This window comes from Streptococcus parasanguinis, assembly GCF_001074805.1.
Classification (GTDB): Bacteria; Bacillota; Bacilli; order Lactobacillales; family Streptococcaceae; genus Streptococcus; species Streptococcus parasanguinis_A.
In genome coordinates this window covers 1-11,500 of record NZ_JUPI01000020.1, presented here as the reverse complement: position 1 = coordinate 11,500, position 11,500 = coordinate 1, and the positions used below count along the sequence as shown (strand labels likewise).

Annotated in this window: 10 protein-coding genes; 2 read left to right on the top strand and 8 right to left on the bottom strand. The window is 42.4% G+C overall.

All coding sequences use genetic code 11. The annotated features are described in order from the left end of the window. Positions 1 to 68 precede the first annotated feature (68 nt). Positions 69 to 1,697 carry a putative polysaccharide biosynthesis protein gene (locus ADI76_RS01750; RefSeq protein ID WP_049514290.1) on the bottom strand — a complete coding sequence of 543 codons (1,629 nt, stop codon included), beginning with the start codon at positions 1,695 to 1,697 and terminating at the stop codon, positions 69 to 71. A gap of 87 nt (positions 1,698 to 1,784) precedes the next feature. On the opposite strand from ADI76_RS01750, the gene ADI76_RS01745 reads away from it, so the two are divergent. Next, the gene (locus tag ADI76_RS01745) at positions 1,785 to 3,230 is read left to right on the top strand and encodes a UDP-N-acetylmuramoyl-L-alanyl-D-glutamate--L-lysine ligase (RefSeq protein WP_049472487.1); all 1,446 of its coding nucleotides are present in this window, start codon (positions 1,785 to 1,787) and stop codon (positions 3,228 to 3,230) included. Between the two features lie 38 nt (positions 3,231 to 3,268). Here the strand turns inward: ADI76_RS01745 and ADI76_RS01740 are convergent, their stop codons facing one another. The 7 genes from ADI76_RS01740 to ADI76_RS01710 form a co-directional block, all read right to left on the bottom strand. Continuing rightward, the gene (locus ADI76_RS01740) at positions 3,269 to 3,919 is read right to left on the bottom strand and encodes a DUF1803 domain-containing protein (protein WP_049514288.1); all 651 of its coding nucleotides are present in this window, start codon (positions 3,917 to 3,919) and stop codon (positions 3,269 to 3,271) included. A gap of 190 nt (positions 3,920 to 4,109) precedes the next feature. Continuing rightward, positions 4,110 to 4,688, bottom strand: a complete 579-nt coding sequence (locus ADI76_RS01735) for a TetR/AcrR family transcriptional regulator (RefSeq protein WP_049472485.1) — start codon at positions 4,686 to 4,688, stop codon at positions 4,110 to 4,112. Further along, positions 4,688 to 5,389 (bottom strand): MBL fold metallo-hydrolase, encoded by a 702-nt coding sequence (locus ADI76_RS01730; RefSeq protein WP_049472484.1) that lies wholly within the window; start codon positions 5,387 to 5,389, stop codon positions 4,688 to 4,690. Before ADI76_RS01730 ends, ADI76_RS01735 begins: the two co-directional genes overlap by 1 nt. Before the next feature lie 270 nt (positions 5,390 to 5,659). Then, positions 5,660 to 6,172: a YiiX/YebB-like N1pC/P60 family cysteine hydrolase gene (locus ADI76_RS01725; RefSeq protein WP_049472483.1), complete on the bottom strand. Its 513-nt coding sequence runs from the start codon at positions 6,170 to 6,172 to the stop codon at positions 5,660 to 5,662. Positions 6,173 to 6,235: 63 nt separating this feature from the next. Then, positions 6,236 to 7,171 carry a manganese-dependent inorganic pyrophosphatase gene (locus tag ADI76_RS01720; protein ID WP_003005572.1) on the bottom strand — a complete coding sequence of 312 codons (936 nt, stop codon included), beginning with the start codon at positions 7,169 to 7,171 and terminating at the stop codon, positions 6,236 to 6,238. Positions 7,172 to 7,295: 124 nt separating this feature from the next. After that, positions 7,296 to 8,090 (bottom strand): pyruvate formate-lyase-activating protein, encoded by a 795-nt coding sequence (gene pflA / locus ADI76_RS01715; protein WP_003005017.1) that lies wholly within the window; start codon positions 8,088 to 8,090, stop codon positions 7,296 to 7,298. A 214-nt stretch (positions 8,091 to 8,304) separates the two neighbouring features. Further along, on the bottom strand, positions 8,305 to 10,617 hold the full coding sequence (locus ADI76_RS01710; RefSeq protein ID WP_049514286.1) for an endonuclease/exonuclease/phosphatase family protein: 2,313 nt from the start codon (positions 10,615 to 10,617) through the stop codon (positions 8,305 to 8,307). 111 nt (positions 10,618 to 10,728) lie between these two features. Here ADI76_RS01710 and treR point away from each other — a divergent pair, with 111 nt between their 5' ends. Beyond that, positions 10,729 to 11,439: a trehalose operon repressor gene (treR, locus tag ADI76_RS01705; protein ID WP_049514292.1), complete on the top strand. Its 711-nt coding sequence runs from the start codon at positions 10,729 to 10,731 to the stop codon at positions 11,437 to 11,439. Positions 11,440 to 11,500: the final 61 nt, after the last annotated feature.

The window sequence follows — 11,500 nt, the reverse complement described above, 5'->3', positions numbered from 1 at the left end:
CCACTGCGTCTTGCTCGACAATCCAAAAATAATTGAGAGGCTAGGACTTTTGTCCCAGCCTCTCAGGTTTATTTGATGCGGAATTTTTGTCTGAGACGTGCAGCTTGACCTCCGATAAAGCGGTCAAAATACCGTAGCCATAATCCTAAGGCTCCATAGATAACAACCCCTAATCCGCCAATGACGATGATATAAATCATGCTCGATACACGGCCATTTGGTGGGAAAATCCAGCCCAAAATCAAGCCGGCGATCAAGACTCCAAGTAGCATCACCACAGTCAGGATAGAACCCAGTAAGGTCCGCTTGAAGACAATGGTTCGATTAAACTGAGTAATGGTTTGGATCTCTCGATACATGAGGACAATTGGCACCATTAACGCAATGGTCGTTGACAAAAGCGGCCCATAAGAACGAAAGACCAAAATAAATGGAATTTGTAGGACTAATTTCACCACTACACCATAAAGGAAGTAGCGAATGGCCTTGCGATTTTGAAAGAGAGCTTGAATCATTGGCGATAAGACCGTGTAAAGACCGAGAATTACCGTCTGCAACATCGCTACGATGAAGAGTCCCAAGGCCAAGCTATCTGGTTGCCCATAGAAAACCGTATAAAGTGGTTTTGCGACTGCTACTGCACCAAAGGTGGCTGGAAGCAAGAAAGCGAGCAACATGGTCAAGTTATCCTGTACGAGCTTCCCAGCCGCTTTTAGATCCCCCTTCACATAATTCTCTGTCAAAAGAGGAATCCCAACTCCCCCAATCGAAGTCGCTACTGCGATCAAGATCATGGTAATTTTGTTTGGATTAGCAGAGAAATAACTAAACATGACCAAGAGCTGCTTTTGACTATAGTCTGTAAACCAAGACATGACATTGATAAAGGTCATCTGGTCAACAATTTGGAAGAGCTGAATCGCGGAACCTGTGATAATAAAAGGAATGGCCTCACGAATCGTATCGATCAAGAGAGCCCGAGTGTCAATCCCTTCACTTCCCTCTTGCTTTCTAAAAATAGAAGAGAGCAAACCTGTCTTTGCAAGGTAATAAAAGAGCACCAGAAGGCTCGCTCCCATCCCGATAAAGGCCGCAAAGGTCGACTGCGTCACAGCCTGCACGTAATCACCTGAGCCAATCTTCATAATGAAGAAGGTCGTGAGCAACATCCAGATGACCCGGATGACTTGTTCAGCGATCTGGCTAATGGCGTAAGGCTTCATGTTGTTAAAACCTTGGAAAAATCCCCGAATGACACTCATCGAAGGAAAGATCAAGACAGCCCAAGAAAGGCTCTGCATGATCGGAATCAACTCTTTTCCCCCACCTGAAAGACTCGCAAAGACAGGAGACATAAGATACATGAGAATGGCAAATCCTAGGCCTAAAATTCCCATAAATTTCAAGAAGCCCCGAATCAAAGCAAAGCTATGATCGGCTTGGTCCCGGGTATTGTATTTGGCTACTTGCTTGGCAACAGCTACGGGCACTCCAGCTGTCGAAATCAAGAGAAACCAAGCATAGATATTGTAGCCCATTGTAAAAAGACCATTGGCTTGTGGCCCATATTTCCCCATCCAAATATACCAAGGAATAATATAAGCGGCTCCTAGCAAACGGCTGATAAAGTTGCTGGCTGTCATCCAGGCAGTCCCGCGTAGCATCTGGGCTTGCTGGTCATTTTGTTCGTGACTCATTGGTGTCCTCTTTCGTTTCTTCTTCTCTTCATTATAAACTTTTCCATGACACTTGTAAAATAGGGACTTTAGGTTTACAATAGTTTTATGATTACAATTGAACAAACCCTCAACATTTTAAAACATGACCAAAATTTCCGAGAAGTTCTAGTAAATGGTGAATACTACTACCATCTAGAAGGAACAAGTTTTGATGCCATTAGCTATGATAGCCGTAAGGTTTCTGCTAGTACCCTCTTTTTTGTTAAAGGGGCGAGTTTCAAAAAAGAATACCTGGAACAGGCTATTTCTAATGGACTCGGCTTTTATGTCTCTGAAAAAGATTATGAAGTTGGTATTCCTGCCATCCTCGTCAATAATATCAAACAGGCCATGAGCTTAATTGCCATGGAGTTTTATGGGCACCCTGAGAAACAATTAAAACTATTGGCCTTCACAGGGACTAAGGGAAAGACAACCGCGGCCTATTTTGCTTACCATATTTTGGAACAAAGTCACCGACCAGCTATGCTGTCGACTATGAATACGACGCTGGATGGTAAAAACTTCTTTAAATCGACCCTGACAACTCCAGAGAGCTTGGATCTTTTTGCCATGATGGCTGAGGCAGTAGCCAATGATCGGACCCACCTCATTATGGAAGTTTCCAGTCAAGCTTATCTGGTAAAACGAGTTTACGGTCTGACCTTTGACGTTGGTGTTTTTCTCAACATCAGTCCTGACCATATTGGACCGATTGAACACCCAACTTTTGAGGATTATTTCTACCACAAACGTCTCCTCATGAAGAACAGCCAAGCCGTTGTCATCAATAGTGATATGGATCATTTCCAAGTTTTAGCGGACCAAGTCGCGAACCAAGACCACGATTTTTATGGAAGCCAGTCTGAGAATCAAATTGAAAACTCTAAGGCCTTCAGCTTCTCAGCCACTGGTAAATTAGCTGGAAACTATGAAATCCAACTGATTGGACATTTCAACCAAGAAAATGCTGTGGCTGCAGGTCTTGCCTGCCTTCGTCTAGGTGCGAGTCTTGAAGACATCAAAGAGGGAATTGCTAAGACGCGTGTTCCTGGCCGAATGGAAGTCTTGACTCAGAAAAATGGCGCTAAGGTCTTCATCGACTACGCCCATAATGGAGATAGCTTGAAAAAACTGCTCTCAGTTGTCGAAACCCATCAAACAGGGACCATTTCACTGGTACTTGGATCAACTGGTAATAAGGGAGAGAGCCGCCGCAAGGACTTTGGCTTACTCTTAGAAGAGCATCCTGAGATCCAAGTCTTCCTCACAGCTGATGATCCCAACTATGAAGATCCTTTGGCTATCGCTGAAGAGATTAGCAGCTTCATCACGCGCCCTGTTGAGAAAATCGCAGATCGAGAGCAAGCCATTCAACTGGCTATGGCAACAACCAGCAAGCCTGAAGATGCCGTCATTATCGCCGGAAAAGGAGCGGACTGCTACCAAATTGTCAACGGCGTAAAAGAAGAGTATCCAGGTGACGCCGCCATCGCTGAACGTTATCTATAATCAAAAAAACAAGGCTAGGAAGTTTTCCTAGCCTCTTTCTATTGTTTGATAAACATCAGTCTTTCCTTATCCAAGTCCACTGCTAATTCATATTTGCCTTCATCATTTTTGCGGATATAGCCTAAGATTTCTAAACTATCGACAAAGATGTCCTTGCGCTTTTGCTGGACTACTTCTTTTTTGAGAAATTTGAGCAAAAAGCTAGTCATATACTTGAGAGCATACTCAGGATTGACATCGCCCAAAATAGCATAGAGCTTTTCTTGCTCCTCTGTCAATGGATATTGGTGGGCAACCTTGTAGAAGTAATTGGAAAGGGTCTGTGCATTTCGTGCAAAGTCCGTCTCCTCTATGAGAATCGCTTCATTGGTCGTGTTGCGGAGTTCCGTTTGGAAGACCTTGGCTTTTAATTCTTGATAAACTGCACTGTCCTCTCGAACAAAGACCTCCTGATCCAAGTCAACAAGATCAGCTGACTTCAAGAAGGGCAGGTTGAGGGTGTAGCGTTTATTTTCTCGAAGGATGAAGCCCGCTTTGATATACTCCTCCATCAGCTTATCCACTGGTTGATCTGGAAATTGGGCCTTGATTTGCCGCAGGATCACATCGTCGTGCTGATCCAAAAAGTTGATCAAGTCCTTGAAAAATGGCTGACGTGTCAAACGTATGGGATTAATGATTGTAATCATGAATAGGTCTCGTTTACTGTTTTATCGGTTCGTTCTTATTGTAACATAAAAATTAGTTTAAGCGAAATCAATACCAAAGGACAAAATCTTCAATTTATAGATAGGCAGGCAAGAGGGGAAAATAAGGCAATAAAAGAACTTAGTTTTTTCAATCCAAGTTTACTGTAGAAGCCCCATAAGTTATTCCAACTCATTTCATTTCTATTATTTTAAAAGAAATAAAATCAGTCAGTAGTTGCTTAATGCGTTCTGGACATTCTTCATTGTCCCTACTGTAGATACTCACTAGGCCATGTAAAAAAATAAAGATTCCACTACGAATATTTAGCACTTCTGCATCAGATAAGTCTTTCGGTAAAAAGACATCAATAGCTTCTTCCAATAAACGATAACTTTTCATTCTCAATTGCATCAACGGTTGCGAACAATCGCCTGGATCTTCATGCTCTCCACGGTAAAAAATCAATAATTCATAAAAACTTCGTTCTCTAAACCCAAAATCCACATATGTTTGACAGATTTGGAGCAGACGTTCTTTATCAGTCTGCTTGGAATGGCTGATTTCTAAGCAAGTATGATAGAGATGAGTTAACGGTTTTTCCGCTACTGCATATAAAATATCCTCTTTCTTTTTAAAATACTGATAAATAGCTGTATGTGAACATCCTGCAGCTTGAGCAATCTGCCTAATTCCCACCTTCTGGTAAGGTTCTTTTCGGAAAATTTCCTCTGCTACTCTGATAATTCTGGACCTTGTATCCTTTGCCATTACAAACTCCCTTTAAACCCATTCAATGCCTCAAAATCTCGTACTGCATCTTTTACCTCACTACCATGACAAACACTAACAAGTGCCTGCGGATAACTATTGAGAATTCTTTCACCACTAGCTAAAGCTTGTCTCATATCTGCTGTATATCCTTTCATTGGTGGACGCAACTTTCCACCTCTCGTAGCTGTGAAAAGATCTCCAGCGATTAAAACTTGATCCTCTTCATGGTAATAAACAACATGACCAGGGGAATGCCCAGGAGAAAATAGGGGTTTTAGTCCTGCACTACTTATCAAGTCTTGACCTTCTTGACTTTCAACAGTTATAAAAGTAGCCGGATCAAAAATCACTTTTTCCGTCTCTTTTCTATTAGGAAAAGGTTCTTTGCCTGAAATATAGGGGAATTCCTTCTCACTGATTAAAGTCGGGATGTTCCCAAAGTGCTGTCTAAGATAGAGCAAACCTTTGATATGATCTGGATGTCCATGGGTCAGAAAAATTGCTTCAATTTTTTGTGGGAGTAAAAACTGGGCAGCGTACTTCTCCATTCCTCGCATTCCCGTATCAATCACATAAAAGCGACCAGATGATTCAACTAGCCATATGCTGACAACAAAAATGCCCAATTCGAACTCAAACTTATTTATATGTGGACTGATTTGTTTTGTACGTGTTAATAAACGATACAAGAAAGACATATTTACTTCCTCCTTTAATTTCCAGAAAAACTAACCAGTGGTTAGTTTTTGCTGCAGTATATCATATTTTATCTGTCTATACAAGAAACATCCAGAGGATATTAAAATAAAAAATACAACTTTTACAAGTTGTATTCTAAGGTAGAACATATTTTTAAAATCAGGAAATAATATATCGAGACTTTCCGCTGTGAGGAAAGGATTAAAAAATTATTTTTCTTTAGTTTGATGTAACTCTTATAAACTGTATCAAAGTTTCAGATTGTTATTTCATGAATCCAAATCATCCAAATACCTTTCTTTAAAATGTAGCAGTGGAGATTGGGCTAACTGACTCGGGTTGGTCCCGGGCTGATCTAGAGGAACGGCTAGACCGAGCTCCTTGTAGTAATCCAGCCAGAACGGACTAATCTCCTCTTCCTCATCTCCAAACTTCATGGGAATGGTTTCAAAAATAGGAAGTAGTTCAGCAATGAACTGGGAACAGTAATAACCATCTCCATCCTGATAAAAGGACGCATTGTAGGGAGCCCCTAAAAGACTCTCTGCTCGCTTTTTGACCTCTGGACAATCAATCTCCGCACAGCGATAAAGGTCATATACTTTCTCAGCTTCAAAGAAATCTTCAGGGGACTGGGAAAGGACGCCACCTTCTACCGTGGCATGATAAATGAATCCGTCCAAAAAGATGGCCACATGGCTATAGTTGCCAGTTGATGCCTGGATGGCCTGCCCTATATCCGAATCATCTTTCACAAAGATTAAATCACCATTTTCTAGCATATTTCTCTCCTAGAAAAAAAGGAGCCGAAACTCCTTTTTAATAATGGGTTTCCCCATTTATCATTATGCATTAAAGCTTTCAGTCAATTGAGGAACCACTTGTTTCTTACGTGAAACGGCACCTGGAAGGAAAGCATGATTGTTTTCAAGTTTGAAGTTGAAGGCTGCTTCTACCTTATCCATGTTGGCACCAAGAGCCAAGATTTCTGAGTTTGAGTTGACGATGTCTGTAATCATCAAAACAAAGTCAGAGTAGCCGTTAGCTGCATTGGCAGCTTGGATAGCTGCTTCGATTTCAGCTTGGCGTTCCAAAACTTCCGCAATATCAACTGTGTTCACTTGAGCCACACGAACGTTATTTCCGTTCAATTCAAAAGTCTTAGCATCGATGTCGATCAATTCTTCTGCTGATTTGCTTGCCAAGTTAGTACCAGCCTTGAGCATTGCAAGACCATATTCTTCCAAGTTGACACCAGCCAATTCAGCCAATTCTGGCGCAATCACTTTATCAGATGGGTGTGTTGTTGGAGATTTCAAAAGAAGGGTATCTGAAATCAAACCTGAAAGCATCAAACCTGCCAATTCTTTTGGCACTGCTACACCGTGTTCTTTGAACATGCGGTAAACGATAGAAGATGCTGATCCTACTGGTTCCAAACGCATGTAAAGTGGGCTGGCAGTTTCAAAGTTAGCCACACGGTGGTGATCCACTACACCGTAAACTTCTACTTCAGCGATATCTGAAACAGATTGTTGGAATTCGTTGTGGTCTGTCAAGATGACTTGCTCTGCACCTTCTGCTTTAGCTGATGTGATGACGCGTGGTGCTTCCACACCAAAATAGTCCAATACGAAAGCTGTTTCTTCATTTGGAGTTCCAAGAGCCACTGCTTCTGTATCCAAACCATAAGCTTCTTTTGCAAGATAAGCAAAAGCTACAGATGAGCCGATAGCATCTGAGTCAGGATTTTGGTGACCAAAAACGAGAATTTTTGACATGTTTCTACCTCTTTATTTCATTTATAGATTCACTCTATTTTAGCACGTTTTGCCATTTAAAGAAAGGGAATAGTTGTGCATTTCAATAGAAAAGACAGCTGGAAGGCCCAACTGTCTATACTTTTTATCCTTTGACCCGTTTCAGGTAATCTTGGTAACTTTCTGTTTCCATCAAATCTTTTGCATTTTGGACCCGTTCTTTTGTCGGTGGTTTCACACCCTCCAATTTGTACGGAATGCCCAATTCACGCCATTTGAATTCCCCCATAGTATGGTAAGGAAGGATCTCAAATTTATCAACATTTTTAAGGGTTTTAACAAATTTTCCAAGCTCGATCAAATCATCATCTCGGTCTGTCAAACCTGGGACTAAAACGTGACGAATCCAGACTGGTTTTCCAATATCAGATAAGTACTTGGCACAAGCTAAAATCGTTTTATTGGTATGGCTGGTCACAATTTTGTGTCGTTCATCATTGATTTCCTTGATATCCAGAAGCACCAAGTCTGTCACCGCCATCAAGCGGTCGAATTTTTCCAAATAACGAGGTGTATTCCGGAAAGGAAGGGCACAGGTATCCAAGGTACAATGAATGCCCAACTCTTGAGCCTTGGTGAAGAGGGCAATCAAAAAGTCAATCTGCAAGAGGGCTTCTCCTCCACTGACAGTGATTCCCCCTTTTTCGCCCCAAAATCCACGATAACGGAGGGCTTCTTCTAGAACATCATCCACTGTCCGTTCACGGGACTTGTTGGTTTCCATTGCCCAAGTATCTGGATTGTGGCAGTATTGACACCGCATTTGACACCCTTGAAGGAAGACAATAAAGCGGATCCCAGGCCCGTCTACTGCACCAAAACTTTCTGTTGAGTGTACCATTCCTGTTACTTTTCCATAGTCAACTGTTTCATTTTCCATTGAGGAACCTCTTCTCTTGAAAACGTTTTATGATTTTATTATAACACGATTCCATCTATTTTAAAGAGTTTAAGCTTCTTTTTGAAAAGAAACTGTTCTTTTCAGTGTTTTTCATTGTCCTAGTACAGTTTCCAATATGGGACTATCTGTCCTGTATTTTAGGATAAAAAAAGGAGCCAGCGACTCCTTTTTTAGATCTTTCTTATAAAACACGTTAGTGAGTAGTCTTTCTCTTTTTATACAAGACAAGACTCATCGTAGCTACTGCCACTCCAGAAAGAGCTAGATAGCTTGTTTCTTGTCCAGTAGATGGAAGGATTTTCCGTTTGCCTGGTGTCTTCGTTTCTGTTGCGACCTCTTCCTTGTCGTCTTGTTTCTCATCTTCGTTCTTGCCCTTCTCTTTGCTTTCAGATGGTGAACTCTTTTGTTCATTGGCTTGAGCCTGATGAGGGACTAGTTGAGATCCTGTATTCGATGAGGAAGGGCTGGTTTGATCCGTTGGTTGTCCTGTATTCCCTTGTTGATCATCCGTCGGCGTTCCTGGAGTTTGTGCTCCACTAAAGTCGATTTGGACCAAGACAGGATCATGGTCTGATGCACGACCGTGTTCCTTCATAAAGGAAGCATTGATATGGACTGGTTCAAACCTTGCTTTGGCTGCCATGTTGTTTGAGATAAAAATGTTATCCAAAACTTGATTGCTTCCACGGTAGAAATAAGAATAGCGATCCCCTGCATCATGTTGGGCCATTAAGTTGGTCAGTTCGTTGCCCGCAAGGATCTGTGCTGTGGTTGAGAAATCGTAGTCATTAAAATCACCCGTCAAAACAAAGGTGGTCTTCGGATTTTGCTTCAAGCCTTCTTGAACGAATTGATGGATGACACTGGCTTGTGCTTCACGAGTTGGCAAGGTATGTTCCACTGCTGGTTGACTTGCACCATAAATAGCATCATCTCCGATTTTTGATTTCAAGTGATTGGCAATCACCACAACTGGTTGACCTTTGAATTCAAATTCAACGGCTAGGGACTTGCGAGTATGATCAAACGATGGGTCATTAGGGGCAATCCGAGCTGGATTTTTAACCAGGTGTCCCTTGTCAAATTGTGCTGCCTCGTTGCTAGTTGCTGCCTCTTTTTTGGCTAAGGTTACGCGTTCTGGATTGTAGAGGATTCCCAAACGAATATTGGAACCAGGCTTTCCTCCGTCAGCGCCATCTACTGGAGCAACCTCCGTATACTCATAGCTCTTGCCACCCAATTCCTTGATCCGATTGGCTAGTTTGCGTCCACTTTCAACACCACTGGTCGTTCCGTCATCCACACTACCATTATTGTCCTGAACTTCAATCAAAGTGATGATGTCTGGATTGTGAATTTCATGGATAAAGGAATTGGCAATCAGCGTCACCTTATCCTCTGGGGTTTCATTTTTGGCATTGTTGGCCGAGAAATTTTCAATATTGTAGGAAGCGATGGTCAGCTTGTCCTCACTTGGTTGCGTTTGAGCTGCTTGACGCTGCAAGCCACCATCTTGGACCGTCAACTGTTGAGTGGGCTCTAATTTATAGAAGCTATTTCGATACGTTACCACTCCTGTCACATCTTCTGTAAAGTAATCCTTGGCTTTTGCGACAAACTGATTCCCAACATAAATCGGGATCGTCGCTGTATTTTGCGCATGTGGTCGTAGATTCAGACCCCCAATATTGTTTAAAGGAAGGCCTGTGAAATCTTCTCCCAATACATAGATATCTCCTTTGTACTGGGGACCAAGGACATGCGGTTTCTTCACCACTGTGAGCATTCCTTCCAGGCTTTCCCAATAATCGAGGGCATCGGTTTCTGGAGCATAAGCAGTCGGATTAGGCTTCACATCTGCTGGCATGCCTGCAGTGATATTCACAGCTTCTGGAAGAGGGGCTGTCCCATCTTTTGTGATCCAAGCATCGACCAGCATGGTCACCGTTAAACTATTCGTTGGTTCCTTAAAGGTTTTCCCAGCTCCCAAGGTAACCTCTTCCATATAGCCTTCCTTGACGGTACCAGTGATTTTCACCTTGTCACCGACTTTCACCTTGTATTTGGAAACAACATAAATCCCATCTGAAGTACGGCTATTCCCATCCGACTCAATATCTTGGGCATAAAAACCATAGCGGTCTGTCTTAGTCACCACTGCATTTTTGATGGCTACCTTTTGGCCTTCCAGTGGAGAGCGTTGCGATTCCCCTTGAATGTCCCCGACCTTAACCGTTTTCTCCTCAGTAGCGTCTGAGGAACTGCTAGATGTCTCTTCTTTATCACTCGAAGCTCTCGTCGTAGCTTCTGTAGTTGTTGTTGTAGCAGAAGTCGAATGATTTGTCGAGCTTTCCTCGCTGCTAGTGTTCGTCACAAGCGCTGACTCTGAAGTCGAAGCTGTGGTCTCGTCTGCAACTACCGTGAGGGCACTGCTAAAGACCCCCAACTGACTAGCCAATAAGGCGGCTACTCCCAGTAGGCGAATCTTTTTACCGTTTTTTCTCATGCGTTTCTCCATCCCTAAAAATTTTTCCTCTTTTATTATAAGGGAATGACTTTGCATTTTCAAGCGCTTTCAAAAATGTTATTCAAAAAAACAGACAAGCGAGTCCAAATCATGAAAAAATACCAACAAATCTACCAAATTTTAAAAGAGCAAATACTAGAAGAAAAATATCTAGTCGGGGATTTTCTGCCTAGTGAGAACGACTTAAAAGAGCACTACCAGGTCAGTCGCGATACCATCCGTAAAGCCCTCAAGCTCTTGCAGGAAGAAGGCTTTATCGAGACTGTTCAAGGAATGGGGTCGCAAGTTTCTAGACAAGCTCACTTTGACTTCCCCGTTTCCCAATTAACCAGCTATCAAGAAATCGTCAAAGCTTCTGGTCTTCACTCAGAAACCAATGTCATTCGTTTGGAAAAAATCAGTATCGATGAAAAAGGAGCTAAAAAGACAGGTTTTCCCCTTCACCGTTTGGTTTGGAAAGTAACCCGGCAACGGGTGGTGGATGGCGTCGCTTCAGTCTTAGATATTGATTACCTAGATAGAGAGCTCACCCCTGGCCTTACTAAGGAAATTGCCCAGCACTCTATCTACCACTATATAGAAGAAGACTTGAAATTGCAGATTGGCTATGCTAAGAAAGAAATCTTGATTTCACCAATCGATAATCGCGATAAAATCTTACTGGATCTTGGAAAAGACCAACACGTGGTGACGGTCCGCTCCCAAGTTCACCTAGCAGACGGTCGGCAATTCCAGTTCACCGAAAGCCGACACAAATTAGACAAGTTTCATTTTGTCGACTATGCAGAGCGGAGAAAATAAAGGAGGCTGGGACAAAAGTCCTAGCCTCTCAATTATTTTTGGATTGTCGAGCAAGACGCAG